Origin of the sequence: Pseudomonas sp. 478 (assembly GCF_003254125.1) — a bacterium.
Classification (GTDB): domain Bacteria; phylum Pseudomonadota; class Gammaproteobacteria; order Pseudomonadales; family Pseudomonadaceae; genus Aquipseudomonas.
Genome location: NZ_QKZG01000001.1, coordinates 265,476 through 291,632 on the forward strand (window position 1 = coordinate 265,476; position 26,157 = coordinate 291,632).

25 protein-coding genes are annotated in these 26,157 nt (G+C 56.6%); 11 read left to right on the forward strand and 14 right to left on the reverse strand.

The features are described 5' to 3' along the window. Positions 1 to 9: 9 nt before the first annotated feature. The 7 genes from tssI (at position 10) to DFS28_RS01310 (ending at position 8,692) form a co-directional block, all read left to right on the forward strand. On the forward strand, positions 10 to 2,043 hold the full coding sequence (gene tssI / locus DFS28_RS01280) for a type VI secretion system tip protein TssI/VgrG (RefSeq protein ID WP_111448262.1): 2,034 nt from the start codon (positions 10 to 12) through the stop codon (positions 2,041 to 2,043). A 48-nt stretch (positions 2,044 to 2,091) separates the two neighbouring features. After that, complete coding sequence (locus DFS28_RS01285) at positions 2,092 to 4,341, forward strand: M23 family metallopeptidase (RefSeq protein ID WP_111448263.1); 2,250 nt, start codon at positions 2,092 to 2,094, stop codon at positions 4,339 to 4,341. Then, positions 4,338 to 4,844 (forward strand): hypothetical protein, encoded by a 507-nt coding sequence (locus tag DFS28_RS01290; protein WP_111448264.1) that lies wholly within the window; start codon positions 4,338 to 4,340, stop codon positions 4,842 to 4,844. Before DFS28_RS01285 ends, DFS28_RS01290 begins: the two co-directional genes overlap by 4 nt. A 117-nt stretch (positions 4,845 to 4,961) precedes the next feature. Then, a complete protein-coding gene (locus tag DFS28_RS01295; protein WP_111448265.1) occupies positions 4,962 to 6,062 on the forward strand; it encodes a M48 family metallopeptidase in 1,101 nt (366 codons plus the stop codon). 106 nt (positions 6,063 to 6,168) lie between these two features. Further along, complete coding sequence (locus DFS28_RS01300; RefSeq protein WP_111448266.1) at positions 6,169 to 6,936, forward strand: lysozyme inhibitor LprI family protein; 768 nt, start codon at positions 6,169 to 6,171, stop codon at positions 6,934 to 6,936. Between the two features lie 198 nt (positions 6,937 to 7,134). After that, positions 7,135 to 8,247, forward strand: coding sequence for a lysozyme inhibitor LprI family protein (locus DFS28_RS30690; protein ID WP_256596764.1), 1,113 nt, complete (start codon positions 7,135 to 7,137; stop codon positions 8,245 to 8,247). 4 nt (positions 8,248 to 8,251) lie between these two features. Continuing rightward, complete coding sequence (locus DFS28_RS01310; RefSeq protein WP_111448267.1) at positions 8,252 to 8,692, forward strand: hypothetical protein; 441 nt, start codon at positions 8,252 to 8,254, stop codon at positions 8,690 to 8,692. Positions 8,693 to 8,749: 57 nt separating this feature from the next. Here the strand turns inward: DFS28_RS01310 and DFS28_RS01315 are convergent, their stop codons facing one another. Further along, a complete protein-coding gene (locus tag DFS28_RS01315) occupies positions 8,750 to 9,133 on the reverse strand; it encodes a DUF6124 family protein (RefSeq protein WP_111448268.1) in 384 nt (127 codons plus the stop codon). A gap of 501 nt (positions 9,134 to 9,634) precedes the next feature. Here DFS28_RS01315 and DFS28_RS01320 point away from each other — a divergent pair. Next, positions 9,635 to 10,018, forward strand: a complete 384-nt coding sequence (locus DFS28_RS01320) for a helicase (RefSeq protein ID WP_111448269.1) — start codon at positions 9,635 to 9,637, stop codon at positions 10,016 to 10,018. 299 nt (positions 10,019 to 10,317) lie between these two features. On the opposite strand, the gene DFS28_RS01325 is transcribed toward DFS28_RS01320, so the two are convergent. The 6 genes from DFS28_RS01325 to exbB form a co-directional block, all read right to left on the reverse strand. Beyond that, complete coding sequence (locus DFS28_RS01325; RefSeq protein ID WP_111448270.1) at positions 10,318 to 11,718, reverse strand: aminoacyl-tRNA deacylase and HDOD domain-containing protein; 1,401 nt, start codon at positions 11,716 to 11,718, stop codon at positions 10,318 to 10,320. Between the two features lie 78 nt (positions 11,719 to 11,796). Further along, the gene (gene recG, locus DFS28_RS01330) at positions 11,797 to 13,872 is read right to left on the reverse strand and encodes an ATP-dependent DNA helicase RecG (protein ID WP_008150123.1); all 2,076 of its coding nucleotides are present in this window, start codon (positions 13,870 to 13,872) and stop codon (positions 11,797 to 11,799) included. A gap of 9 nt (positions 13,873 to 13,881) precedes the next feature. Next, the gene (locus DFS28_RS01335; RefSeq protein WP_008150125.1) at positions 13,882 to 14,811 is read right to left on the reverse strand and encodes a hydrogen peroxide-inducible genes activator; all 930 of its coding nucleotides are present in this window, start codon (positions 14,809 to 14,811) and stop codon (positions 13,882 to 13,884) included. A gap of 276 nt (positions 14,812 to 15,087) precedes the next feature. Next, entirely contained in the window at positions 15,088 to 15,837 is a 750-nt protein-coding gene (locus DFS28_RS01345; protein WP_111448271.1) for an energy transducer TonB, read from the reverse strand. Next, positions 15,834 to 16,262, reverse strand: coding sequence for a TonB system transport protein ExbD (exbD, locus tag DFS28_RS01350; RefSeq protein ID WP_008150131.1), 429 nt, complete (start codon positions 16,260 to 16,262; stop codon positions 15,834 to 15,836). The genes DFS28_RS01345 and exbD overlap by 4 nt, the downstream gene beginning before the upstream one ends. Positions 16,263 to 16,268: 6 nt before the next feature. After that, entirely contained in the window at positions 16,269 to 17,243 is a 975-nt protein-coding gene (gene exbB / locus DFS28_RS01355) for a tonB-system energizer ExbB (RefSeq protein ID WP_111448272.1), read from the reverse strand. A gap of 189 nt (positions 17,244 to 17,432) precedes the next feature. Here exbB and DFS28_RS01360 point away from each other — a divergent pair, with 189 nt between their 5' ends. Continuing rightward, positions 17,433 to 18,290, forward strand: a complete 858-nt coding sequence (locus DFS28_RS01360; RefSeq protein WP_111448273.1) for an SDR family oxidoreductase — start codon at positions 17,433 to 17,435, stop codon at positions 18,288 to 18,290. Between the two features lie 155 nt (positions 18,291 to 18,445). Here DFS28_RS01360 and DFS28_RS01370 read toward each other — a convergent pair whose 3' ends face one another. The 6 genes from DFS28_RS01370 to DFS28_RS01395 form a co-directional block, all read right to left on the reverse strand. After that, positions 18,446 to 19,186: a hypothetical protein gene (locus DFS28_RS01370; protein ID WP_111448274.1), complete on the reverse strand. Its 741-nt coding sequence runs from the start codon at positions 19,184 to 19,186 to the stop codon at positions 18,446 to 18,448. Positions 19,187 to 19,243: 57 nt separating this feature from the next. Next, on the reverse strand, positions 19,244 to 19,624 hold the full coding sequence (locus tag DFS28_RS01375) for a RidA family protein (protein ID WP_003229509.1): 381 nt from the start codon (positions 19,622 to 19,624) through the stop codon (positions 19,244 to 19,246). Between the two features lie 24 nt (positions 19,625 to 19,648). After that, on the reverse strand, positions 19,649 to 21,754 hold the full coding sequence (spoT, locus tag DFS28_RS01380; protein WP_008150141.1) for a bifunctional GTP diphosphokinase/guanosine-3',5'-bis pyrophosphate 3'-pyrophosphohydrolase: 2,106 nt from the start codon (positions 21,752 to 21,754) through the stop codon (positions 19,649 to 19,651). Positions 21,755 to 21,810: 56 nt separating this feature from the next. Further along, positions 21,811 to 22,074, reverse strand: coding sequence for a DNA-directed RNA polymerase subunit omega (rpoZ, locus tag DFS28_RS01385; RefSeq protein ID WP_007894670.1), 264 nt, complete (start codon positions 22,072 to 22,074; stop codon positions 21,811 to 21,813). 167 nt (positions 22,075 to 22,241) lie between these two features. After that, entirely contained in the window at positions 22,242 to 22,862 is a 621-nt protein-coding gene (gmk, locus tag DFS28_RS01390) for a guanylate kinase (RefSeq protein WP_008150143.1), read from the reverse strand. Between the two features lie 12 nt (positions 22,863 to 22,874). Then, entirely contained in the window at positions 22,875 to 23,738 is an 864-nt protein-coding gene (locus DFS28_RS01395) for a YicC/YloC family endoribonuclease (RefSeq protein ID WP_008150145.1), read from the reverse strand. A 270-nt stretch (positions 23,739 to 24,008) separates the two neighbouring features. On the opposite strand from DFS28_RS01395, the gene rph reads away from it, so the two are divergent. Continuing rightward, positions 24,009 to 24,731, forward strand: coding sequence for a ribonuclease PH (gene rph, locus DFS28_RS01400; RefSeq protein WP_010465211.1), 723 nt, complete (start codon positions 24,009 to 24,011; stop codon positions 24,729 to 24,731). 28 nt (positions 24,732 to 24,759) lie between these two features. Further along, positions 24,760 to 25,128: a DUF4870 domain-containing protein gene (locus DFS28_RS01405; RefSeq protein ID WP_008150150.1), complete on the forward strand. Its 369-nt coding sequence runs from the start codon at positions 24,760 to 24,762 to the stop codon at positions 25,126 to 25,128. A 178-nt stretch (positions 25,129 to 25,306) separates the two neighbouring features. On the opposite strand, the gene DFS28_RS01410 is transcribed toward DFS28_RS01405, so the two are convergent. Next, the gene (locus tag DFS28_RS01410; RefSeq protein WP_007934608.1) at positions 25,307 to 26,086 is read right to left on the reverse strand and encodes an exodeoxyribonuclease III; all 780 of its coding nucleotides are present in this window, start codon (positions 26,084 to 26,086) and stop codon (positions 25,307 to 25,309) included. Positions 26,087 to 26,157: the final 71 nt, after the last annotated feature.

The following is a 26,157-nucleotide window of genomic DNA, read 5'->3' on the forward strand; positions in this document are numbered from 1 at the left end:
GAGCAAGCAATGTTCAACCCAGCTAACGAAACCCACTTCAGCCTGACTGTTGAAGACTACGTCGGCGACCTGCAAGTGCTGTCGTTCACCGGCACCGAAGGCATCAGCCAGCCGTATCGCTTCGACCTGGAACTGGTCAGCGAAAACCCCGATCTGGACCTGGAAAAGCTCCTGCACAAACAGGCATTCCTTGCGCTCGATCCACAAGGTTCCGGCATCCACGGCCAGATCTACCGCGTCGCCCAAGGCGATGCCGGCAAACGCCTGACCCGCTACAAAATCTCCCTGGTGCCGCACCTGCAATACCTGCATCACCGCACCAACCAGCGCATCTACCAACAGATGTCCGCGCCGAAAATCATCGCGCTGATCCTCGACGAGCACGGCATCAAAGGCAACGCCTACCGCTTCCAGCTCAGCCAGCCCTGCCCGGACCGCGACTACTGCGTGCAGTACGACGAAACCGACCTGCACTTCGTCCAGCGCCTGTGCGAAGAAGAAGGCATTCACTACCACTTCCAGCACAGCTCCAAAGGTCATCTGTTGGTATTCGGCGACGACCAGACCGTGTTCCCGAAACTCGGGCAGCCCACCGCGTACGTGCAAGGCAGCGGCATGGTCGCCGACGAACCGGTGATCAAAGGCTTCAAACTGCGCCTGGAAACCCGCACCGGCCGCGTCACCCGCCGCGACTACGACTTCGAAAAACCACGCCTGCAACTCGAGTCCGCCTACAAACCCGAGGCGCAAAGCGACGCGCCGGACCTCGAAGACTACGACTACCCCGGCCGCTTCATCGACCGTGCGCGCGGCAAATTCCTCAGCCAACGCGCCCTCGAACGCCACCGCGCCGACTACCGCCAGGCCGAAGGCAAAAGCGATCAGACCACCCTGGTCAGCGGCCACTTCCTGGAAATGTCCGACCACCCGCGCACCGAGTGGAACGACCTCTGGCTGCTCACCGAAATCTTCCACGAAGGCAAACAACCGCAAGTCCTCGAAGAGTCGGTGACCAGCGACACCACCGACAAAAAGGACGACTTCCACCAGGGCTACCGCAACCGCTTCCTCGCCACCCCGTGGGACGTGTTCTACCGCCCGGCACTGGAACACCCCAAACCCCGAGTCCTCGGCAGCCAGACCGCCATGGTCACCGGCCCCAAAGGCGAAGAAATCCACTGCGACCAATACGGCCGCATCAAAGTGCAATTCCACTGGGACCGCGAAGGGTTGGCCGACGACAAAACCAGCTGCTGGATGCGCGTCTCTTCGAGTTGGGCTGGCGACCGTTATGGCGCCATCGCCATCCCGCGCATCGGCATGGAAGTGCTGGTGACCTTCCTCGAAGGCGATCCCGATCAGCCGCTGGTGACCGGTTGCCTGTACCACAAGGAAAACCAGGTTCCCTACGACCTGCCGGCGAACAAAACCCGAACCGTGTTCAAAACCCTCAGCTCACCGGGGGGCGGTGGGTTCAATGAACTGCGGATTGAAGACAAGAAAGGTGCCGAGCAGATCTTTATTCATGCCCAGCGGGATTGGGATGAAAACATTGAGCATGACCAGAAGATTCGGGTTGGGAATGAGCGGCATGACACGGTGGAGAAGAACACCTACACCGAGCTGAAGGCGGAAGAGCATCGCACCACGATTGCTGATCGCAAGACTGAAGCGCGGATGGATGATCACCTGACGATTGGGCAGAACCAGCATGTGAAGTTGGGGACTGCGCAGCTGACCAGTGTTGGGAAAGAGATTCATCTGAAGGCTGGGGACAAGATTGTCATCGAAGCCGGGATGGAGCTGACCGTGAAGGCGGGGGGGAGCTTTATCAAGCTCGACGCTGGCGGGATTACAGTGGTTGGGCCGGTGGTGAAGATTAATGCCGGTGGGTCTGCTGGGAGTGGGACGGGGATCGGGATTAAACCGCCGGTGCTGCCGGGGGCGGCGGATAAGGATAAGGCGGGGAGTTTGATGGATCAGGCGTTGGGGAATGCGACTGAAGAAACCAAACCCCAAAGGAAATACCTGTTATCGCTGTGAAGTCAGCGTTCGATGGATTTGAAAATTGATTAAAGATGGATCACACCTATGTTGATTAGCCCTCCATTTCTTCCAGCCCCAACCGCTGGAGAAAGCGACGAAGCGTATTTGAGTCGAGCGATGCTGTGTGGGAAGCCGGGTGACGGCTTTTTCCCCATAAGTTTTGATTTGAACTGGCATGGCGGGACGCATCTGAAAGCCCCTACAGAAGCAGGCCATGTGTTGCCTGTACGCGCGATTGCCGATGGGACTCTAGCCTATTTCCGTGAAGCAGCCCCTGTAGATACAAGCCCCGATGCACCTTTGAATTACGGTGGTTGGACCGATAACGGTTGTGTTGTTCTAAGGCACGAAACTGAGATTGGTGAAGGCTCCAGTTCCAAAGTGGTTTTCTATTCGATATACATGCATCTTTCTAAAATCACGGTGAAAGATCTGAAGAAAGGGATGCAGATTTACCGTAAAGAAACACTTGGGAATGCTGGGAAGATTTATGGTGCTGACCACAAAATTCATTTTGAGATCATTTCAGATGATAGTCAGGTGAAAAAGTTAATAGGTCGCACAGAGCGCGAGTTAGAGTATCAGACGGCATCCGGTCGAAAAGACAGTTGTTGGGGAGATATGTATTTTTATTTGCCTCCCGAAATCATCGGCTATACCGATCACCCCGCTTCTTGGGTGGACTCCAACAATGCATCCAGTCGGGCAGTTCGTCCTACTGAGGATTTGTTCGTGCGCATGAGTTATGGGCAGGGGCAATGCAACCTGAGTACTTACACTTTGGAAGGCGAGTGTATTGGCGAGCAAGAAGAGTCCAAAGATTTTGAATTCGAGTTATATGAAGAAGCGATTAAACGTTATCCACGTTGTGCGAGCGCAGGGTATGAGTTGCTTCGATTCGGCCGAGTGTTAGGGCCAGATGCGTTAGCACCAGCCAATGCGGCTCATTGGCGCAAAATAGCTCTCCCTGACGGTCCAGCATGGTTTGACTTGAACGGAAGTACTGTTACATGTTTCAGTGATGCCGACTTCCCTCATTGGCAAGGCTGGAAATTGATTGATGATGATACGGATGAAGATAGTCACTGCCAATCCCCGTATTTGAGGTCGCTGTTGAAATTGGACGAAGATCCTCTCTTTCCGCCATCAAGAAGCTTTCTAGAGATATCCAAAAAACCCGATTTAAAATATGCACCCGTCAAACCTGAAGAGGAGCATGTTTATAGCAAAGCTTATCGGATAAAACAGCATAATAAAGATATTCTCGAAACGGATAGTTCACAGAAAAAGCTTAATCGATGCATATTTAAGTTTCCAAGTGAGTGGGGGAAGAATGATTTCAATACTCGTTACGGATGGTTGCAGCAAGAGTCAGAGTTGGGGCCGGCAATGCCAAAAGGTGATTACGAAGAGCTCAAGGCGCACCAAGAATCTATGGCATTTTGGGAAGATGCAGGATTAGCGGACATTGGCGCCAAGCATTGGCATTTCCCCCCTAAAGATTTTATTGAGACTTTTAGAAAGTGCTCGTGGCTGAGCACGGAAGAGTTAACTCAGTGCATTCCAAGGTCTTTCATTGGAGAGGATCATAAGAGCAAAATCTTATATCGTGCAAGTATTCCTTACTCTCGAGCATCTGATAGGGCTGCAAGTATTAAGGTTTCGCTCAACAAGGTTATGCGGAAATACTTGATTGTAACAAAGCAGCGCATGAGTCAGTTTGTGGCTAACGGATTAGTGGAGTCTGGCTTCTTTTCTCAGTTTGCTGAGCTTGGGCGAGGTAAAGATAAAAAGTATAAAGATTGGTATGGGCGAGGTATTATTCAAATTACGCATGAAGAAAACTACGTTAAATATTTTAAGCATCGAGGCAGGGGAGTAACCAACGCGGCACAGAATATTGCCTGGAGGGATAAGGTCGAGACTGAGGCATATGACCAAGCCGAGAGTGCTGGTTTTTGGTGGGCAAAAAATCGAGCCAATAAAACAAGTGATCCAAGTGCGGCAAACATTACTTGGCAAGTAGATGTGTGCGAGGACTATAATTGGAAAACACATCAGTGTAACGCATCTCTCAAGTCGGAGAATCGATTAAGCAATCCAACGCTGGATCTGGTTGGACGCCATGTGAACACAGGGAAACCAACTACAACTATACGTATGAATGGGCTTCCCGAACGAAGAGATACCTTCACGAATGTACAGGCTGTATTGTCCGATTTGCTGTATACGAGTCCGCAGGCTGGAGAGTTGCCGGGACCAACTCCGTCGTTCATCAAGAGGCAAAAGCAGTGATTAAGGCCATGGCTTTGTATTTGTTGTCTTCGTTTTTTGTTGTACATGCCGGTGAACGCTTAGAAGTGGAAAGCAACGGCTGCACGATGAATGTAGGTGGTTCCGACCGATTTTCATTTTTCAAAACAGATGAAAATGTTTCTTTCGTTAAATACAAGTATAAAGATGGCAGGGTTGAAAATGTGAAAATCAGCTGCAAGGAAATGACGTTGGCTGATGCAATATCTAGTGATTACGTGCAAGAAAAAGATGGTTTGAAAGTCGGTATAGGCTCTCATCCCTTGTCGAAAGCGCAGACTTATTCTGGCCGTAACTGGACTGGTGTGGAGGGGGTTTACTTTCTAGATTCTGTTTGCTTTACAACTTCTTTTGAGGCAGGAAACAACCACATATTTTTTATAGATGCGTGTGGTGAGGAGCAGGACGTCAAGGAACTGAGGGCTAGCTTCCTATCTCTTCTCAAACGTTCAAAAACATATTACATTGACAATTCGCCTAAATAGTTGAAGGTTCGGGATCGAAAAAAGGTGGCAGATTTATTTATGAGGTGGATTAACTATCGATAAATAAATCTGTCCCGGTTTCCCGCATTTTACAGAAATTTATCAGGTGTTTTCACAATGAGTCGTAAGATTGATCCAGCTGCATTGATTGCACTCGCCGTATTAACTGTTGCAGTACCATTTTCTTATGCGGGAACAGATACCGGGGTGCCTATTAGCGCTATGGTCATTAAGACTTTAGATGTAAATTTGATTGAAGGATTAAATGATCAAAAAGTTCTTGTTCTAAAAGCAAAACCAGGTGATGAAGCCCAGAAGCTGCTTTTGACTGCGGGGGGTGGAGGTCAACCGATCGTGGTTTTAGAGTCAAATTCAATCCTGCCACTAATAAAAAATACATACTCGCCAGTGAGTTACGATGGTTTTGAGGTTGGTACTTCTTCTTCCACGAAAAATGTCATTACAGTGGTGGATATACAAGGTGAAACTGTTTCGCTGAAGTACGACTCTATAATGCCGGCAGAGTATTTGTACCTGAAAACAACTGAGGAGGATAATACAAAATACAATTTCAATTTGCATTTTCAATACGATGCAAAAACAAGAAAAATGGTGTTGAAAAACTTGCTGCTTGTGACAAATAACGAATCGTGTGACCGGTCGCTATTAAGCGTGTATGCGTTGTCGCTCGGTCCTCTTAGCTTGAAGTCGTTAGACGATTTTAACGGTGCTGACACTTTTGAATACTTGAAAAAACTGCATATAGAAAGTCAGTCTGGAAAAGATAGTCGCGAAAAGCTTATGCCGGTCGACGTCAGCATTAATTTTGATCAAGCCCTAGCAGCTTATAAAAAATTGGACAAAGAAAAATTTAATGAGTTGATGAGTTATTTTCTTGTAAGCGGAGACGAAGACTCAGCATGTGCACCTGAGACTTATGTTGTAGGGAAATACTATTTTCCAAAGAATCCAGGGTGGTCAAATGATCTCGGATTCTTGTTTGAAGAGTCTGGTCATTATGGTGAAGCAGTTGAGTTGCTAAGCTATATTGTTGCCAATAATCCAGATAGGGTGGTCGCTTATTTGAATTTGGCAGATAGTTATTGGGGGCTCGGAAATAAGAAGCAGGCTGCTGAAAACTACAAAAAATATACCTCGCTTATGGTTCAGTCTGGAAAGAATGCGAAAATTCCAAAACGGGTGATTGAACGAAGCTGAATGGTTTAGAGAACGAGGCAGATTTATTTGTAGCGGCCGGTAAAGCGCAGAGGATTCCGCCGCGTGTGGCGGAGCGATCTCTCAATCAGGGACTGAAAAATTGAAAGTGATTGGCCTTTTCGCCGTGCTGTTACTCGGGCTTCTACCCGTTTCAAATGCGTTTGCCGAGGACTGCCAAGAGGTCAACATTGACGGCTGCGCCGAAATCGCGATGAAGGCGGCCGATTCTCGGTTGAATACCCGTTATCACGAATTGATGGCGAGACTCGAAACCCAGTATCAAGGTGATCTCGAATTGGGTGCGGCTTATGCGGCGAAGGTCAAGGAATCACAGCGAGCGTGGATAAAATTGCGAGACGCAAATTGCGCTGTGGAGGCATTTGAGATTGAGACAAGCAAGCTCGCTCATGTAACGGTGGTGAGTAACTGCATCGCCCGAATGAGCCAGGAACGGTCGGATTATCTGAGCAAAATTGCACCAGGGGTTTCGAGGGAGGCTGCACCCAAGGACAACAAAACTTCGGATGTTGCCTGCCCATCTACTGATTTCAGCACCTTCCTTACGTCTTTCTCGGAGAGTTCGGCCATCCAGAAAGCTTTTGTTCACCGGCCTCTGCAACTTGTGGTGACCGTCGATGCTGAGCCCGAACCTAAACAGCAAAAGCGTGGTTTAAGCGACGAGCAGATCAAGTTTCCGATCATGCCTGATCGCGTGAAGCGAGAGGCTGGCGGGCTGACGTTGATCGTTAAGGAGACGCAGACTGAGCACGCCATTGCCATATTGCAAAAGCCTGATACGGACTACGCGATTGAGTACCGCTTCGTACTCGGGAAGTGCTGGATGCTTAGTGAAGTATCGGACTTTTCGCTGTAGGAAACTGGGATCGCCACTTGCGAGGGATCCTCTATCCATTTCAGTGAAGGCCTTTAATTGCGTAAAAAACAGGGAAGCGTTTTGAAGAGATTATTTTTGTTGGCGATGTTCCTTTGCCCCTTGGCCCTAGCCGCTGAACCAATCTTTCAACCTCTACAGTTATGTAAGCCAGGTGATAGCGCTGCTAGGCATTGCTCAGTGGTGCTGGATAGCGATGGATATTTAGTGGATGTCGATTCTGCCAAGAGGCTGTCCGACACTCCGGAGTCGATGGGGGCGTTAAATTCATACGAACTGTACAGAGGCGGTGGTCTCTTCATTCTGGCCAATGAGAATTTCTCCCGCGCTAAGACACGTCGCTGGGTGGTGTTTGGCTATGACGCTGGAAGGGTTGTTCTGAAGAAAATCTATATCTTCTCGTTAGGCACTTCCGAACAATCAGGGCCTTTTTGGCACGGTTATGACTGCCGGCCCGATTCCAAACCATTCAGTCCGCCAAGCGGTGAGTCTTTCAGCGAATCAGCAATGCAGGCGCTGTGTGGCGACGTTGAAGGTGAAGTGGTAGTGGTACCGGAATATTCGACTAAATCCGTGCCCGCCAAATCGTTGGTTGTCAGTGTTCCCGTGTACAGCGCCCGAACCCGTGTCGGTGCTGCGACTTACGCTTTTGCTAAAAGTGAGGAGCCGGATCTGTCGACGATGATTTGTCTGTCCAACTGCTTACCCATCGGGTCGGAAAAAAATGAAACATCGGTGAATAGTGTTTCAACTGCTTCCGCTAACGCTAAGGAAACCTGCAACCACGAAAGTTTTACCAATCCCGATTTGATCCTTTGCGGTCAGCAAAGCCTCGAGAAAGTCGATGCCGTCTTGAATGAGCAATACAAGAAAGCAATGGCCAGTTTGTCTCCCGCAGACAAGAAGCAACTGACCGATGTGCAAAGAAAGTGGGTGCGTTTCAAAGAAACGTATTGCAAGGATGTGTATCAGGCCGCTTTGCCGGGTGCGGAGGCGCCTATCGAAAATCTTGCGTGTTTGGCACGTGCAACCAATGCCCGGTTGGGCGAGCTCATTTATCTACAGACAGGGCTGCCAAATGATGGCTTTTACAAAGCTGCATCGTTGATGGCAGGGCAGGATCGCGAAAGCGGCTTGAAGGCCTCGATCAATCTGCTGGGAGGGAGTGAATTCGACGACCCGATTTGGAAGCAATATGCGGACGGGCAGTGCGACATGAGTTTCCGTCTGTTACGTGAAGACCTCGCCTATTGCGCTGTACGAATGCGCTTTCAGCTACCCATGAACCGCTAAAGGAATGATCGGTTTGAAATCTTTGTCTGTGTTTTTTATTGCGTTGTTACTCCTCTGTCCGCTGGCGGCTCACAGCGAAGTCACAACAGAGGTCTATTGCTTCCGTTCGCAGGAAGGCAAAAGCACCAATTTTGAGTTCAGAACGTATTACGACTCGGTCGCCAAGTGGGGTGGGGCGGGGGTTAAGTACAGCAAATCGAAGAAGGCCATTGCTCTTGTCCATCGGAACACTGAGCATGAAGTCATGACTGAAGATGGGCCCTATCAGTTCACGACGACGTGGATAGAAGTGGCTGACGGTGCGCTGACGGGGGAGTATGAAATGGTCAGTCAGGGTGCCCGGATTTATGGAATGACTTATATGAACTATAAATCCGGAAAGAAGTATTCGTTTGAGCAAGATATCAGTATGGATTCGCCACCAGAGACTGGTTGTCAGTGGTGAGTCAGGGATCATCAAGAAAGGGGACTTAACGTCCCCTTTTTTCTATTCGCGGTTCCGCTACACCTTCGCCCGATGCTCCGCCGGATTCGGCGAATCAATATGGTCCAGCGCTCGCTCCACTAACAGATGCACACCGACCGCCATTCTACTGAGTGCCAGTGCGACGGAGCGGCGTGAGCCTTCTACGCTGTCGGCCAGGTCGGCGGCGATGGCGCTGATGGACAGCAGGTCTTCCGAAGCGTTGGCCAGGATTGTTTCGGTGTGGAGGTCGGGAGCGACGATGAAGAGATCGCCATTGCGACGTTTAGGTTTTTTATCCGCAGGTGCGCCGAGGTGAAGATCTAGGGCGCGCTCGGCGGCTTCGTGGAGTTTTTTCGAATCGAAGGATTCGTAGGGGGATGTGTCTTCGTGTTCTGGAGGATTGGGTGTTGGCTTGATCATTGGTATGTCCCGATATGTGTTTTGGATGTGGCTGTGTCCTCTTCGCTTGCATTCGAATGAGGGTGGCAGCCGTGCGCAGGTGTGCAAGACCGGGCATATCGGACCCCGGCAGACCCCAAAGGGACCTCCCACGCACAGCCGCCATAAATCGTTTACAGCGAGCATGAAAACGCTCGATGTTCGGATCGGCGATTGTGCGGCGATATGTACCGGACTTGCACGTCCGTGTCACCGTTTTTGCGGTAACGAACAAAGACTATCGGTGAAGCCTAGGGCTGCCTAGTTCACGAACAGCACCGCGTGTTGAAGGAAATATCCGATGGACTCGAGCGTAGAAAGATCAAAATATCTTCGCTTTTAAACAGTTGGTTTCGTCAATGACTTGGTAGTCATCGGCGTCAAAAAGACCTGCATCTTCTTCTAACGCAACCAGACAGTGGCGTTCCTGCATGAAGCCGCTACACTGCGCCGGCCGTTCATTTTCCTTTTGAGGCTGTGCGCATGAAATTTCGTTTTCTTCTGTGGATGCTGGGTTTGTTGATGGGTAAGGCCAGTCGGACTAATCCTGCGTTTCAGCAGCAGTTGGGTGACAAGGAATTGGTGTTTCAACTACAGACCCTGGACGGGAAGGTGGCGCGGCATTTCTTTGTGAAGGATCAGCGTATTACCAGCAAGTCGGGCGTGTATGCCGAGCCGGCGTTTGCGATTGTCTTTAAAGATGCGGCGTATGGTTTTGCCACGATGCAGGCCAAGAATAAGCAGTTGGCGTTTATGACGGGGATTCAGGACAAGTCGATTCAGATCAAGGGGAATCCGGCGTTGGTGATCTGGTTCCAGGGGTTGACCAAGTATTTGAAGCAGAGGAAGGCTAAAGCCAAGGCTTGAGTCGAGTGACTGACTTTGTGGCGAGGGAGCTTGCTCCCGCTGGGCTGCGAAGCGGCCCTAAAACCTGAGACCTCAGTTGTATCTGGCACATCGCGTTGGATGGATTGCGACTGCTGCGCAGTCGAGCGGGAGCAAGCTCCCTCGCCACAGTGGGGTGTGGTGATTCAGAGATACCGAGTTGGATTCATCGCGAGCAGGCTCACTCCTACAGGGGCGTGTGGTGAATCAGGTAGATCGGCGGGGGATTCTTCGCGAGCAAGCCCGCTCCCACATTTGACCGAGTGTGGGAGCGGGTTTTTTTAGGCCTGTGTGAATTGCGAAGCCAGTTCACGCAGCAACACTTCAGCCTCAAGCACTTTGCTGACGACGTCGTTGGCTTTGTCGCGAGTCAGGCCTACGCGTTCGAGCAGGGCGTCCGGGATGTCTTCATCCGGCCCGGACCCAATCCCGCGGCTACGCAGCAAACGCACCGCCAGGCATACGAGGTTTGGGTATTCAGCGTAATCGCCGTCGTAGCTCGGGTCGTGCTGGAAGCGCAGCGCGGTGGCCAGCTCTTCGGGCATGTCCCAGTAGCGCATCAGCCACGAGCCGATCTGTTCACGGCTGATGCCCAGCAAGTGTTGCTCGACATAGCTGTGGCACAGGTGCGGGTTGACCTCCAGGTGGCGGCAGATCAGCGAGAAGTGCGGCGGGAAGACGTGGGCCAGCAGCAAGTAGCCGAAGTTGTGCAGCAGGCCGGCGAGGTAGGTCAGGCCGGCTTCCGGGCGCTGGGCGCGGGGCATGGCGCGGGTCAGGCCTTCGATGACGGCGGCGGTGTAGATTGATTGCTGCCAGTACGGCGTGGTGTGTTGCGGGTGGTCTTTGGGCAGGCTCAGGGTTTTGCCCAGGGCCAGGCCCAGCGCGAGGTTGATCACCAGGTCGAAACCCAGCACCCGCACGATGGCGTCTTCCACTGAGCGAATCTTGCCCGGCGACGCGTAGTACGGCGACGCTGCCCAGCTCACGACTTGTGCGGCCAGGGCCGGGTCGGTTTCGACGACGCCGGTGATGTCGTCGATGGTAGCGTTGGGGTCAACACGCAGCTTGATGATCTTTTGTGCGGTCTCGGCCAGCGGCGGAATTTCGATGGTCTCTTCCAGACGCTGCTGGATGCGCCGCGCGGTGAACGCTTGAACGGCCTGGGTGATTTCCTCGCGGTCATCGTGGGGGCGGTCGAGGTTCGGGCGAATGCTGGTCAGCGCTTCGCCGAAGTTGGCGGCGCTGGCCTTGGTCAGCATGCTCTTGAAGTCTTCGCTGGTGATCTCCAGCAACACGCCCGGCTCGCCCGAGTTGATCAGTAACTTCGGCTCGCGCAGCAGGCTTTCTTCATACAGGCACGGTGTGCTGGTGAGCGCCGGCATGCCGGGCAGCAGGCTCAGGTTGTGTTTGCCGAGCATTTTTACCAGCCGCTCGGTCGACACGGCGGTGAGGCGGCGGCCGGTCAGTTCGGCGAGGCTGTTGAGGTCCAGCAATTGGCTCTGCGGGAACAGCACCATGAGCGTGCCCACGGCGTCATCGAGCAGAACGGCCTGCACTTTGCGTGCGGCGTTCAGGCCGTGGTGGTCGAGGACATCTTCGTAGGCGATACCCAGTTTGCCCAGCATCAGCCGAATAACCGACGGAGCGTGCGGGGTGGCGGGTGCGAGGGCAACTTCGGTCATGGTCTGTATCCGTTTTAAAACAATGGCAGGAGTATAACCAGCTTGCTCAGAACGGTGGTTCAGAAACTGCGACGGTGCTCACACTTGGCCGTATTGCTGCCCATGACGTAGCCAGCGGTCGAGCAACGGGCTGACGTGATCCGGCCAGCGTTCCAGCAGCGCCTGGGCGGCGTCGCGCACGGCGGGCAGCAGATCGGCGTCGCGCATCAGGTCTGCGACCTTGAATTGCAGCAGGCCGGTCTGACGCGTACCGAGCATTTCGCCGGGGCCGCGCAGCTCAAGGTCTTTTTCGGCGATGACAAACCCGTCGTTGGTTTCGCGCATGATGCCCAAACGCTGACGACCGATCTGTGACAGCGGCGGATGGTAAAGCAGCACGCAATGACTGGCCGCGCTGCCCCGACCCACACGACCGCGCAACTGGTGCAATTGCGCAAGCCCGAGGCGTTCCGGGTTTTCGATGATCATCAGGCTGGCGTTGGGCACATCGACGCCGACTTCAATCACCGTGGTGGCGACCAGCAGTTGCAGGTTGCCGGCCTTGAATTCGGCCATGACCGCAGCTTTTTCGACGGGCTTCATGCGACCGTGGATCAACCCGACCTTCAGCTCGCCGAGGGCGGCGGTGAGGTCTTCGTAAGTGGTTTCGGCGGCCTGGCAGGTCAGCTCTTCCGACTCTTCAATCAGCGTGCACACCCAATAGGCCTGACGCCCTTCGGCACAGGCGCCGCGCACCCGCTCGATGACCTCGACGCGCCGGGTATCGGTGATCAACACGGTGTTGACCGGGGTCCGGCCGGGCGGCAGTTCGTCGAGGATCGAGGTGTCGAGGTCGGCGTAGGCGCTCATGGCCAGCGTCCGGGGAATCGGTGTCGCGGTCATGATCAGCTGATGCGGACACATCCGCCCACCGACACCTTTCTGCCGCAACGCCAGCCGTTGCTGCACGCCGAAGCGGTGCTGTTCGTCGATGATCGCCAGTGCGAGGTTTTTGAACTGCACTTCGTCCTGAAACAGCGCGTGGGTGCCGACTACCATCGGTGTGCCGTTGGCAATCTGCTCCAGTGCGGCCACGCGGTTCTTGCCTTTGAGCTTGCCGGCCAGCCATGCGACTTCAATGCCCAGCGGTTCGAGCCAGCGCTTGAAGGTGATGAAGTGCTGCTCGGCGAGAATCTCGGTGGGCGCCATCAGCGCGACTTGATAACCGGCCTCCAAGGCCTGGAGTGCAGCGAGGGCCGCGACCACGGTTTTACCCGCGCCGACGTCGCCCTGAATCAACCGCAGCATCGGCTCGTGCTGACTGAGGTCGTAGGCGATTTCGTTGCCGACCCGTTGCTGAGCGCCGGTTGGGGTGAAACCGAGGTTGGCCAGATACTGGGCCGGCAGCCGGGTGGCTTTCGGCATCGCTGGCGCGCGCAGGGAGCGCATGCTTTCGCGCAGGCGCTGCTGGGACAGTTGATGGGTCAGCAGTTCTTCAAAGGCCAGACGGTGCTGCGCCCAGTGATGACCGAGGGCGAGTTCGTCGACATCGGCATCGGCCGGCGGGTGGTGCAGGTAGCGGATCGCATCGGCCAGCGGCGCCAGTTGATAGTCCCGCGCCAGTTCGTTCGGCAGCCAGTCGGGCAGGCTGGTGGGGCCGAGCATCGTCAGGGTCTGCATGCACAACTGGCGCAAACGCTGTTGGGTCAGGCCTTCAGTGAGCGGGTAAACCGGGGTCAGGGTTTCATCCACCGGCGGCGGTTCGTCGCCGGTGATGGCGCGGTATTCCGGGTGGTAGATTTCCAGTCCCGACGCGCCGGGCCGTGCTTCGCCGTAGCAACGAATGCGCGTGCCGCGTTTGAGGCCTTCTTTCTGGGCGTTGCTGAAGTGATAGAAACGCAGACTGAGCCCGCCAGTGCCGTCCTGCAGGCGCACCACCAGGCTGCGGCGACGGCCCATGACCACATCGGCGCCGCTGACGGTGCCTTCGATCACGGCGTCTTGCCCGGGTCGCAAATGGCCGATCGGGACCACACGCGTGCGGTCCTGATAGCGCAGCGGCAGGTGAAAAAGCACGTCCTGGAGGTTCTCCAGGCCGACCTTGGCCAGCTTCTCGGCCATGGCTTCGCCGACACCTTTGAGTGCCGTCACCGACACTTGCGACAACTCGGTCATGGCAGCGACTTAGGCCGCAACCACCGGTGCTTGCGGCTTGGCCACCGAGCACAGGCGAATGGAGTCAGCGAGGATTTCAATCGCTTTCGGCCGCGGGAAGCTCGCGCGCCAGGCGATGGCCACGGTGCGGAACGGTACCGGCGGCGTCAGTGGACGCACTTCGATCACGCCGGGGGCGTAGTGATGGCTGTCGACCGCCGACAGCGGCAGGATCGAGATGCCGAGGCCGGACGCAACCATGTGGCGGATGGTTTCCAGGGAACTGGATTCCACTGTGGTGTGCTTGGCGCCGTCGTTGCCTTTGGCCAGGGTCGGGCAGGCTTCCAGCACTTGATCGCGGAAACAGTGGCCTTCGCCGAGCAGCAGCAGGCTCTTGTCGTTGAGCAGGGCGGCGTCGATGGATTCTTTTTGGGTCCACGGGTGCTGGGCCGGCATCAGGACGTAGAACGGCTCGTCGTAGAGCTGCAGGGTCAGCACGTCGGCTTCGTTGAACGGCAGGGCGATGATGATCGCGTCGAGCTCGCCGTTGCGCAGTTTGTCGCGCAGCACGTGGGTGAAGTTTTCTTCGATGTACAACGGCATCTGCGGGGCGACCCGGTGCAGTTGTGGAATCAGGTGTGGAAACAGGTACGGGCCGACGGTGTAGATGGCGCCGACTTTCAGCGGTGCGGTCAGCTGGTTCTTGCCGGCCTGGGCCAGTTCGCGGATGCCTTGGGCCTGTTCCAGCACTTTCTGCGCCTGGGCGACAATGCCTTCCCCGACCGGAGTCAGGCGCACGGCACTCTTGCTGCGCTCGAAAATCAGCACACCGAGTTCGTCTTCAAGCTTTTTCACGCCCACCGACAGGGTCGGCTGGCTGACATGGCAACGCTCGGCCGCGTGGCCGAAGTGCTGCTCTTGGGCGAGGGTAACGATGTAGCGTAATTCTGTAAGAGTCATAGCAAGCGTCCATGAAGTTGCGAGCCAAGCATACCGGCTGCAATCGATAGACGCACGTTATCAGACTGAGTGCGTTGAGTGACACAGGGCAAAGCAGGATTGCCGCTGACGGATATGGAAAAGGCACCTTTCGGGTGCCTTTCACGGATATTCCTGCTGCCGGAGATCTCTGTGGGAGCGAGCCTGCTCGCGAAAGCGGTGTATCAGTCAACATGGATGTTGGATGTGATGGCCTCTTCGCGAGCAGGCTCGCTCCCACAATGGTTCGGCGGTGGTTTAGCGTCGGCGTTTTTCCAGCGAGTAAACAAATGGTGCAACGATTTCGATGGCGCCGTTGGTCAACATGTCGGACGGTGGCTTGGGCAGTGGTTGAGCCTCGCGGATCATTTGCAGGGTGGCGCGGTCCAGATCGGCGTTGCCGGAAGGGCTCTCCAGTTCGAACGACAACACATTACCTTGCGCATCCACCACGAAACGTAGACGGTTCACACCTTCCTTGTTCCGCAGTCTTGCCGCGGGTGGGTACTTCTTATGCTTGGCCAGATGCGCGAGCAATTCGCTCTGCCAGCTGGCCTTGGCCGCTTGCTGAGCCGGTGATGGGCCCGGTGCCGGCTGAGCGGATTTCTCCGGTGGCGCCTGAGTCGGTTGCGCGTCGCTCGGTTTTTCCTCGGACGGCTTCTCTTTAGGCGGTTCCGGCTTTTTCTCCACAGGCTTGGGCGGTTGAGGCTTGGGCTTGGGTTTGACCGGTTTCGGCACCGTAATCTCGGCCTTCGGTACTTCAGCCAGCTTCGGTATCGGCAGTTCTTCCACCGGGGCGGGTGGCTGTGGCGGCGTTATGACCTTCGACGGTGCCGGCGGTGGCGGGGCCGGAACCGGCGCCAACTCGACCATCATCGCCTGCGGCGGCAGCTCGATCGGTGGGCGCGACGTCCAGTTCAGCGCCAGCGCAATGGCCAGCGCATGGACGCCCAGCACCACGGCCAGGCTCGCGCTGTAACGCGTCAGCTTTTGGCGCGTCGTGATCATTTCTTGACTGCCGTCTCGAGTCCGACCAGACCCACCTTCAGGTAACCGGCAGAGCGCAGGTTGTCCATCACGCTCATCAGGTCGCCGTAATCCACGCCTTTATCGGCCTGGAAGAAGATCGTCGTGTCTTTCTTGCCTTTGGTCCTGGCATCAAGGGTGGCGCCGAGTGCTTCGGCCTTCACTTCGTCTTCGCCGAGGAACAGGCGTTGGTCAGCCTTGACGCTGAGGAACACTGGTTTCTCTGGTCGCGGCGCCGGTTTGGCGCTGGAAGCGGGCAGGTCGACCTTGATGTCCACGGTGGCGAGCGGGGCCGCCACCATGAAGATGATCAACAGCACCAGCATCACGTCGATGAACGGTGTGACGTTGATTTCGTGGTTCTCGGCCAGATCGTCGTCTGCGCCTTCTTTCAAATGCAAGCCCATGGCTGATTACCCTACTTTGACCATGTGGGGTTGCGCGGAGCGCTCGGTGGTCGGCAGGTGATCGAGGTCACGGCTGACCAGCAGCAGGACTTCAGCCGAGGCATCGGATACTTGTGCCTTGTAACCGGCAATCGAGCGGGCAAAAACGTTGTAGATCACGACGGCCGGAATCGCTGCAACCAGACCCAGCGCGGTCGCCAGCAGGGCTTCGGCGATGCCGGGAGCCACGACGGCGAGGTTGGTGGTCTGGGTTTTGGCGATGCCGATGAAGCTGTTCATGATGCCCCAAACGGTACCGAACAGGCCGACGAACGGCGCGGTGGAACCGATGGTGGCGAGCACGCCGGTGCCGCTGCTCATGTTGCGACCGCAGGCTGCAACCAGACGCTCAAGGCGGAAGGCAACGCGTTCCTTGATGCCTTCTTTCTCGCGGCTGTTGACCGACAAGCGCATCTCTTCCAGGGCGTCATGCACCAGCAAGTTGGCGAGGGTGCCATGCTTGGTGGCTGTCGCACTGGCTTCTTTAAGCGTGGTGGCTTTTTTCAGGTGGACGATTTCGGTGCGCAGACGACGCTTGGCGCCCATCAGCTCGAAACCCTTGGCGATCCAGATAGTCCAGGTGATGATCGATGCGATGGCCAGGCCGATCATCACGATTTTCACGATGATGTCGGCGTTCTTGTACATGCCCCACGGCGACAGGTCGTGGGCCATGCCCAGGGAGTTGTCGGCTTCAAGGACTTCGGGAACGTCTTCGGCGGTGGTCTCTACGGCTTGGGCCGGGTCGGTCGCAGCCGGGGTAACGGCCGGTGCGGCGTGATCGGCTGGAGCTTGAGCCGCAGTGGCAGTCGGAGCGGCTGGCGCTTGTGCGTCAGCGAAAGCGGCGGTCGGCGCCAGCATCAAGCTGAGCAGCAGGGCGGCCACTGCGCTCCAGGCGCGAGGTCGTTTGGTTGGCGAAGCGGGGAATTGATTGCGTGTCATGCTGGCCGGACCTGAGAAAGAAAAACGGTAAATGCTCTTCCAGGCCTCGTGAGGCCGAGAACAAAAGTGGTCGGCATTATTGCAATTAATTCTTGTTAACAAAAGTAATAGAGTATCTTTTTTTCCTTCATTGCTAGCCGCTCGTCCATTGTCAGCGCTAGTCTGTGCCTTTCTGATGGGAGTTTTCTGATGTCCGCGCCCTCTGTTTTGATCGCCGGCTGTGGTGATGTTGGTAGTCGTCTGGCCACGCAATTGTTGGCTGGCGGATGGGAGGTTCACGGCCTGCGGCGTGATGTCTCACGTCTGCCAAAGGGCGTGATCGGCGTCGCCGGCGACTTGTTCAATAAAGACTGTCCGCAAACCTGGCCAATCGGTGCGGTGGATTACCTGGTGTATTGCGCGGCCGCCACTGAGCACGATGAAGCCGGTTACCGCGCCGCTTATGTGCAGGGCTTGCAGCATGTGCTGGAGTGGCTGAACGACTATGGGCAGGTGCCCAATCGCCTGCTGTTTGTTTCCAGCAGCAGTGTGTATGGCCAGCAGGATGGCGAGTGGGTCGATGAGACTTCGCCTGCTTTGGCCGCTGGCTATTCGGGGCGTGTGATGCTGGAAGCCGAGCAGATTGCGCTCGATAGTGGCATCCCGGCCAGCATCGTACGTTTGACTGGCATTTATGGCCCGGGTCGCGAAAGGCTGCTGACTCAGGTCCGTCAGGGTTATCGCGTGGCGGTCGATCCACCGTTGTATGGCAATCGCATTCACGCCGACGACGCGGCGGGGTTGATGGCGTGTCTGCTTGAAGCGGATCGTCGTGGTGTGGCGCTGGATGACATCTACATTGGTGTGGACGATGCGCCTGCGCCGCTGGCCGAAGTGGTGGGCTGGTTGCGTGAGTATCTGAGCGTGACCGAATGGGCCGAAGACGCGAGCGTGCGCCGCACTGGCAGTAAGCAATGCAGCAATGCTCGGGCGAAAGCCTTGGGCTGGACACCGAAGTACCCAAGCTATCGCGAAGGCTACGCCGCGATTCTTGAAGGGCGCAGCTGACTTCCGGCCACCCTAAACCAAATGTGGGAGCGGCGGTGCGGCGATCCGACTTGCTCGCGAAAGCGGTGTAACAGTCAACGATGATGTTGAATGTTACGGCGCCTTCGCGAGCAAGCCCGCTCCCACATGGGATCTTCGTTGCCGCTAAGGTCGGGCTACTGCTTTTCCAGCAACCACTTGCGATCACCTGGGGTGAACTGCGGCATTTCATCCGCGTGTGCGGTGTTCACTGCCTGGAGGATTTCCAGTTCCTTGCCCTTGCGCGCAAAGATCCAGGTGTTGCCCTGACCATTCGCCTGTAGCCACATGTTGTCGTTACCGCCGCTCATCGACGCGCAATCGCCCGCTAGGCACAAGGCATAACGATCCGCCCCCGGCAGGCCGGCAACCTGGCCGTCAGCCTGGAATTGCACGGTATTGCCTTCGCCGGGACCGCTGACGACTTTCCAGCTGCCGCCCATGTAGGCCGAATACAGTGCGCGTTCAAAACTGGCACCAATCGGTGCGCCGTCCGGCACCGTAACCTGCGCGCGGTCGAAGACTTGCTCCGGCTCATTGTCGCTGGCGACCTGGCTCAGTTGCTTGCCGTCACGCTTCAGCTCGCTACCCGAGCTGCCATAAAAGTCGACTTTCCAGGCGCCGGACTGTTCGCCCAGCAGCTTGCCGTCGACGTTTTCAAAACCGTTGGTGTAGCGGGCCTGCCCGGCCTTGGTGTTGACGTCCCATTCCAGGTTCGGGCCATAGGCCTGGAGCGCTTCGCGCAGGGGGCCGCCTTTGGCTGCTGAATCGATCGCCACTTGATTGATCCAGGTGCCGCTGATGTCACGGTCGGCAGGGTTGCTGGCACAACCGCCCAAGAGTAGGGCGACCAGCGAGAGAGCTAGCGCTTGGCGCATGGTGGAATCCTTTCAAAGCAAGATCGGCGCAGCCTTTGGAAGGCTGCGCCGGACACATTACTCGATGACCAGAATGGCATCCATCTCAACCTGCGAACCCTTTGGCAGGGCTGCTACGCCGATGGCGGCGCGGGCAGGGTAAGGCTGGTCAAAGTACTTGCCCATGATCTCGTTGACCTTGGCGAAGTGGCTCAGGTCGGTGAGGAAGATGTTCAGTTTGACGATGTCCTTGAACGAACCGCCAGCGGCTTCAGCCACGGCTTTGAGGTTCTCGAACACCTGGACGGTCTGGGCTTCGAAGCCTTCAACCAGTTCCATGGTTTTTGGGTCCAGAGGAATTTGACCCGACATGTAAACGGTGTTGCCGGCCTTGATTGCCTGGGAGTAAGTGCCGATGGCAGCCGGGGCCTTGTCGCTGGTAATAACTGTTTTGGTCATGAATGACTCCTTGTAATGAGTGGCTTAAGCACGCATGCGAGTGATGCGAATCACCCCGGTCAGGGCGCGCAGTTTCTTGATCACGCGGGCCAGGTGTACGCGGTCGTGCACACTGACAACCAGTTGAACCACGCTGATGCGACCATCGCGTTCGTCCATGCTGATTTTTTCGATATTGCCGTCGGCCGCGTTGACGCTGCTGGCCAGCAGAGCGATCAGGCCGCGCTGATGTTCCAGCTCGACGCGCAGTTCGACATTGAATTCTCCGGTGACATCCTTGGCCCACGAGAGCTGGATGCATTTTTCCGGGTTGTGGCGGATTTCGCTGATGTTGCGGCAGTTGTCCAGGTGCACGACCATGCCTTTGCCCGCGGACAGGTGGCCGACAATCGGGTCGCCCGGGATCGGCGTGCAGCACTTGGCGTAACTGAGTACCAAGCCTTCGGTACCGCGAATCGCCAGTGGGCCTTCCGCGCTCGGCAGCTGTTCGCCTTCACCCAGCAGTCGGCGGGCGACCACGTAAGCCATGCGATTACCCAGGCCGATGTCTTCGAGCAGGTCTTCGATCAGCTCCAGGCGGTACTCGGTGAGCATCGCCTTGACGCGCTCGGCCGCGACTTTTTCCAGCGAGCTGTCGAATCCATTGAGGACTTTATTCAGCAGGCGCTCACCGAGGCTGATGGACTCGGAGCGGCGTTGCAGTTTCAGCGCATGGCGGATGTGAGTCCGCGCCTTGCCGGTGACCACGAAGTTGAGCCACGCCGGATTCGGCCGTGCCCCGGGGGCGCTGACGATCTCGACCGTGGAGCCGCTTTGCAGCGGTTCGGACAGCGGCGCGAGACGACGATTGATCCGACAGGCAATGCAGCTGTTGCCCACGTCGGTGTGCACCGCGTAAGCGAAGTCGACCGCCGTGGAGCCTTTGGGCAGCTCCATGATCCGGCCTTTGGGCGTGAACACGTAGACCTCGTCCGGGAACAGGTCGATCTTCACGCTCTCGATGAATTCCAGCGAGTTGCCGGCCCGTTGCTGCATCTCCAGCACGCCTTTGACCCACTGGCGGGCGCGGGCATGAGTACCTTTGGGCTGCTCATCGCCACTGGATTTATAGAGCCAATGGGCGGCGATGCCGTTGTTGGCCATCTCTTCCATTTCACGGGTGCGGATCTGAATCTCGATCGGTACACCGTGCATGCCGAACAGCGTGGTGTGCAGCGACTGGTAGCCGTTGGCCTTGGGGATCGCGATGTAATCCTTGAAGCGCCCCGGCAACGGTTTGTACAAATTATGCACAGCACCCAGCACGCGGTAGCAGGTATCGACCTTGTCGACGATGATCCGGAACGCGTAGACGTCCATGATCTCGTTGAAGGCCCGACGCTTGCCGCGCATTTTCTTGTAGATGCCGTAGAGGTGTTTCTGGCGACCGCTGACCTCGCCCTGGATTTCGTCGATGGCCAGGCAATGGCTGAGGGATTCTTCGATCTTGTTGACGATTTCCTTGCGGTTGCCCCGGGCGCGTTTGACCGCCTGGTTGATCCGTGCGGAACGCATCGGGTGCATCGCCTTGAAGCCAAGGTCTTCGAATTCTATGCGGATGGCGTGCATGCCCAGCCGGTTGGCGATGGGAGCATAGATTTCCAGGGTTTCCTTGGCGATCCGTCGGCGTTTTTCGCCGGACAGGACTTCCAGGGTCCGCATGTTGTGCAGGCGGTCGGCCAGTTTGACCAGGATCACGCGAATGTCGCGGGCCATGGCCATGGCCATCTTCTGGAAGTTTTCAGCCTGGGCTTCGGCTTTGGTCTCGAAGTTCATCTGGGTCAGTTTGCTGACCCCGTCGACCAGTTCGGCCACGGTTTCGCCGAATTGCGCTTGCAGCGCTTCCTTGGCAATACCGGTGTCTTCGATCACGTCATGCAGCATCGCAGCCATCAGGCTCTGATGGTCCATGTGCATGTCGGCAAGAATATTCGCAACCGCGAGTGGGTGCGTGACGTACGCCTCACCGCTACGGCGGCGTTGGCCGTCGTGGGCTTGTTCGGCGTAGAAGTACGCTCGGCGGACCAGGTTGACCTGGTCCTTGCCGAGGTAGGTCGATAAGCGATCGGCGAGGGCGTCTATGCTCGGCATGATGAGACCTGCCGTTCGCTGTGACCCCGCGCCGTGCTACGTCGACCAGGCATGGCTTAGACTGCCTCGTTGGACTCGTCCTCGAACGCTGCGAACAGCGGTTCGTCTTCGACGATTTCAGCGTTGGCGATGAACTCGTAGCTCATCAGGCCTTCAGCGATTTCACGCAAGGCTACAACGGTAGGCTTGTCGTTTTCCCACTGAACCAGTGGCTCTTTGCCGCCGGTGGCCAGTTGACGGGCACGCTTGGTAGACAGCATGACCAGCTCAAAGCGGTTTTCCACGTGGTTTAGGCAATCTTCAACGGTTACGCGGGCCATGGTATTCCTCGGAGCGAATGCAATATGCGCGCTGCCCGGTTGGGCGAGCGGACTCAACAGTTTAAAAAATCACCAGCGATTAGGGAAGCGCTGATTTTTTGACCAAGCCCTTCAACGCGCTGCAAGTACCAATGTAAAGCCCTTGCAGCGGTTTTGGGAAGAGCTGTTTAGCCGAGCAATTCGGCCAAAAGTTTTCCGTGACGCTGCTGCTGGCGCTTCTGATGCAGCTGATTGGCACGGAAAATCGCCTGTAAATCGCGCAATGCATGGGCGAAATCGTCGTTGATGATCAGGTAATCGTAGTCGACGTAGTGACTCATTTCGCTGACGGCTTCGCGCATCCGGCCTTCAATGATCTCGTCGCTGTCCTGGCCGCGATTGGTCAGGCGCTGGTGCAAAGCCTCCAGGGACGGCGGCAGAATGAAGATCGAACGGGCCTGGGGCATCAACTTGCGCACTTGCTCGGCGCCTTGCCAGTCGATTTCCAGGATCAAGTCGTGGCCTGCGTCGAGGGTCTGCTGCAAGTGGCTTTGCGAGGTGCCGTAGAGATTGCCGAACACTTCGGCGCGCTCCAGGAAGTCGCCATGTTCGCCCATCTTCACAAACGCTTCGCGGGAGACGAAGTGATAGTTCACGCCGTTCACTTCACCGGGGCGCATGGCGCGGGTGGTGTGGGAAACCGAGACGCGGATCTCCTGATCGGAGTCGGTCAAGGCTTTGACCAGGCTGCTCTTGCCCGCGCCCGAAGGGGCGGAAATGATGTACAGGGTGCCGGTGCTGTGGGTCATGTCAGGGTTGCCTTACTCAATATTCTGCACTTGTTCGCGCATCTGCTCGATCAACACTTTGAGGTTGACCGCCGCCTGGGTGCTGCGCGGGTCGAAGGCTTTGGAGCCCAGTGTGTTGGCTTCACGGTTGAGCTCCTGCATCAGAAAGTCCAGGCGCCGACCGGCAGCGCCACCGGATTTGAGCACCCGGCGAACTTCGATGATGTGAGTGCTCAGGCGATCCAGTTCTTCGGCGACGTCGCTCTTTTGCGCGAGCATGACCATTTCCTGCTCCAGCCGTTGCGGGTCCATCTCGGCTTTCATGTCGGCGAAGCGGTCGAGGACCTTCTGGCGCTGGGTGGCAAGCATCTGCGGGACCAGTTCACGCAGGGTTACCACGTCTTCTTCGATGGAGGTCAGGCGATCGTTGATCAGTCGCGCCAGCTCCGCGCCTTCGCGCTCGCGGCCGGCCTTGAGTTCTTTCAGGCCTTCGTTGAACAGCGCCAGCGCTTCGGCATTCAAGGCTTGCGGGTCGGTCGCGTCGCCCACCAGCACGCCGGGCCAGGCCAGGACTTCCAGCGGGTTCAGCGCGGCCGGATTTTTGATCAGGCCGGCGATGGTTTCGGCGGCGGCGACCAATTGCGCGGCACGCTCGCGGTCCACTTGCAGGGGTTTGTCGGTATTTTCTTCGGTGAAGCGCAAGGTGCATTCGAGCTTGCCCCGGGAGATTCCCTGGCGCAACGCTTCGCGGACCGCGCCTTCGAGGTCGCGAAAGGACTCCGGCAGACGCAGGTGCGGCTCCAGGTAGCGGCTGTTGACCGAGCGCAGTTCCCAGCTAAGGGTGCCTTGGGCGCCGGCTTTTTCGACGCGGGCGAAGGCGGTCATGCTGTGCACCATGGAGGTACCTCGCAATGCAGGTTCATGCGTTACCAAAGGTTTCGCAGACCTGATCTATATGAATTTAAGCCAAGAGGCAGCAAAGGCGCAGGATTGTAGCGCAGTGGGGCGAATGCGCCCAAACACACGGAGTGACAAAGGGCTGCAGGCCGTCGGTAAAGCGCTATTGCGGGCCTTCAGTCGTCGGGGGATTTTTTTAGAAGTGCCCACTCCTGGCCCTGCGGCTCTATAATGCTCCGCAGTTTTCCGTCCCCCGTACAGGTATTCCCTATGAAACGTCCAAGTGGTCGCGCTGCCGATCAGCTCCGCTCGATCCGCATTACCCGCAACTACACCAAACACGCCGAGGGATCTGTACTGGTCGAGTTCGGTGATACCAAAGTCATCTGCACCGTCAGCGTCGAGAACGGCGTGCCGCGTTTCCTCAAAGGTCAGGGCCAAGGCTGGTTGACCGCTGAATACGGCATGCTGCCGCGCGCCACCGGCGAGCGTAACCAGCGTGAAGCGAGCCGCGGCAAACAAGGCGGCCGCACCCTGGAAATTCAGCGTCTGATCGGTCGCTCCCTGCGCGCTTCGCTCGACATGTCCAAGCTGGGCGACGTCACCCTGTACGTCGATTGCGACGTGATCCAGGCTGACGGCGGCACCCGCACCGCGTCCATCACCGGCGCCATGGTTGCACTGGTCGATGCCTTGAAAGTGATCAAGAAGCGCGGCGGCCTGAAAGGCGGCGACCCGCTCAAGCAAATGATCGCAGCCGTATCGGTGGGCATGTACCAGGGTGAGCCGGTACTCGACCTCGACTATCTGGAAGACTCGGCCGCCGAGACCGACTTGAACGTGGTGATGACCAGCACTGGCGGCTTCATCGAAGTCCAGGGCACTGCCGAAGGCGCTCCGTTCCAGCCGGAAGAACTGAACGCTATGCTTGAGTTGGCGAAGAAAGGCATGACCGAAATCTTCGAGCTGCAAAAGGCTGCACTGGCCGACTGATCGGACTGTTCCACACAAGGAGGACGCCATGAGTGACGAGCAACAGCTACTTCCCACACCGAGCAAAGAGGTTCGGCAGTGGGCAATGTTTTGTCACCTGTCCGCCTTGTTGGGGATCTGGATTCCGTTCGGTACGCTGATCGGCCCGCTGATTCTCTGGCAGATGAAGCGCGAGATGGACCCGTTTGTTGATGCTCAAGGCAAGGAGGCGCTGAACTTTCAGATCACCGTCGCCATTGCCTCCGCCATCTGCTTCCTGCTGATGGTGGTGATCGTCGGGTTCTTCCTGTTCGGTCTGTTGGCGATCGGTGCGCTGGTGCTGACGATCATTGCCGGCGTGAAGGCCAATGAAGGGGTGCCTTATCGTTACCCGTTCACCTGGCGGTTGATCAAGTAAGTCACAACACAAATCCCCTGTAGGAGCGAGCCTGCTCGCGATGAGGCCTTCACATTCAACATTAACGTGACTGGTCTACCGCTATCGCGAGCAGGCTCACTCCTACAAAGAGCCAGAAATCAGCGTGCACAAAAAAGCCGACAGAGATGTCGGCTTTTTTGTGTGTACGAAACGACGCTTAAATGGTCAGCGTCCAGTCGTAGTCCACGATCAGCGGTGCGTGTTGCGAGAACCGTGGCTGACGAGGCAGACGCGCGCTGCGTACGAAGCGACGCAGGCCTGGAGTCAGCAACTGATAGTCGAAACGCCAACCGAGATTGAGCATTTCAGCCTGTTCGTTATCCGGCCACCAGCTGTACTGGTCGCCTTCACGGCTGACTTCGCGCAACGCATCGACATAACCCATGTTGCCGACAATCTCGTCCATCCAGGCACGTTCAGGTGCCAGGAAGCCCGGGGACTGCTGGCTGTCACGCCAGTTCTTGATATCCAGCTTCTGTTGCGCCACGTACAGCGAGCCACAGTAAATGTACTCGCGACGTTTGCGTCGCTGTTTATCCAGATAACGGGCGAAATCGTCCATTAGCTTGAACTTCTGGTTCAAGTCTTCATCGCCGTTCTGCCCCGAAGGGAGCAGTAAGGTCGCGATGCTGACCTTGTCGAAATCGGCTTGCAGGTAGCGCCCGTAGCGGTCGGCTGTCTCGAAGCCGAGACCGCTGATGACTGCCTTCGGTTGCAACCGCGAATACAAAGCCACGCCACCCTGGGCGGGAACTTCAGCTTCGCAGGCATAAAGGAAGTAGCCATCCAGTTGGAAGGCTGGATCGTCCAGTTCAAAGGCGGAGGCGCGGGTGTCCTGCAGGCAGATGACGTCGGCATTCTGTGCTTGCAGCCAACTGAGCAAACCTCGCTCCACTGCAGCCTGAATACCATTGACGTTCACACTGATGATCCGCATAAATGGCCCCAAAAATCGCGTGCGTGTATGATACACGGCGTCAACCTAATTAGCTAAATCCGTGGTATTTG

Bases quoted from the DNA above. Each gene is read 5' to 3' on its own strand.
- tssI (WP_111448262.1), top strand. From the start codon at position 10: ATGTTCAACCCAGCTAACGAAACCCACTTCAGCCTGACTGTTGAAGAC.
- DFS28_RS01285 (WP_111448263.1), top strand. From the start codon at position 2,092: ATGTTGATTAGCCCTCCATTTCTTCCAGCCCCAACCGCTGGAGAAAGC.
- DFS28_RS01295 (WP_111448265.1), top strand. From the start codon at position 4,962: ATGAGTCGTAAGATTGATCCAGCTGCATTGATTGCACTCGCCGTATTA.
- DFS28_RS01310 (WP_111448267.1), top strand. From the start codon at position 8,252: ATGATCGGTTTGAAATCTTTGTCTGTGTTTTTTATTGCGTTGTTACTC.
- DFS28_RS01315 (WP_111448268.1), bottom strand. From the start codon at position 9,133: ATGATCAAGCCAACACCCAATCCTCCAGAACACGAAGACACATCCCCC.
- DFS28_RS01320 (WP_111448269.1), top strand. From the start codon at position 9,635: ATGAAATTTCGTTTTCTTCTGTGGATGCTGGGTTTGTTGATGGGTAAG.
- DFS28_RS01325 (WP_111448270.1), bottom strand. From the start codon at position 11,718: ATGACCGAAGTTGCCCTCGCACCCGCCACCCCGCACGCTCCGTCGGTT.
- recG (WP_008150123.1), bottom strand. From the start codon at position 13,872: ATGACCGAGTTGTCGCAAGTGTCGGTGACGGCACTCAAAGGTGTCGGC.
- DFS28_RS01335 (WP_008150125.1), bottom strand. From the start codon at position 14,811: ATGACTCTTACAGAATTACGCTACATCGTTACCCTCGCCCAAGAGCAG.
- DFS28_RS01345 (WP_111448271.1), bottom strand. From the start codon at position 15,837: ATGATCACGACGCGCCAAAAGCTGACGCGTTACAGCGCGAGCCTGGCC.
- exbD (WP_008150131.1), bottom strand. From the start codon at position 16,262: ATGGGCTTGCATTTGAAAGAAGGCGCAGACGACGATCTGGCCGAGAAC.
- exbB (WP_111448272.1), bottom strand. From the start codon at position 17,243: ATGACACGCAATCAATTCCCCGCTTCGCCAACCAAACGACCTCGCGCC.
- DFS28_RS01360 (WP_111448273.1), top strand. From the start codon at position 17,433: ATGTCCGCGCCCTCTGTTTTGATCGCCGGCTGTGGTGATGTTGGTAGT.
- DFS28_RS01370 (WP_111448274.1), bottom strand. From the start codon at position 19,186: ATGCGCCAAGCGCTAGCTCTCTCGCTGGTCGCCCTACTCTTGGGCGGT.
- DFS28_RS01375 (WP_003229509.1), bottom strand. From the start codon at position 19,624: ATGACCAAAACAGTTATTACCAGCGACAAGGCCCCGGCTGCCATCGGC.
- spoT (WP_008150141.1), bottom strand. From the start codon at position 21,754: ATGCCGAGCATAGACGCCCTCGCCGATCGCTTATCGACCTACCTCGGC.
- rpoZ (WP_007894670.1), bottom strand. From the start codon at position 22,074: ATGGCCCGCGTAACCGTTGAAGATTGCCTAAACCACGTGGAAAACCGC.
- gmk (WP_008150143.1), bottom strand. From the start codon at position 22,862: ATGACCCACAGCACCGGCACCCTGTACATCATTTCCGCCCCTTCGGGC.
- DFS28_RS01395 (WP_008150145.1), bottom strand. From the start codon at position 23,738: ATGGTGCACAGCATGACCGCCTTCGCCCGCGTCGAAAAAGCCGGCGCC.
- rph (WP_010465211.1), top strand. From the start codon at position 24,009: ATGAAACGTCCAAGTGGTCGCGCTGCCGATCAGCTCCGCTCGATCCGC.
- DFS28_RS01405 (WP_008150150.1), top strand. From the start codon at position 24,760: ATGAGTGACGAGCAACAGCTACTTCCCACACCGAGCAAAGAGGTTCGG.
- DFS28_RS01410 (WP_007934608.1), bottom strand. From the start codon at position 26,086: ATGCGGATCATCAGTGTGAACGTCAATGGTATTCAGGCTGCAGTGGAG.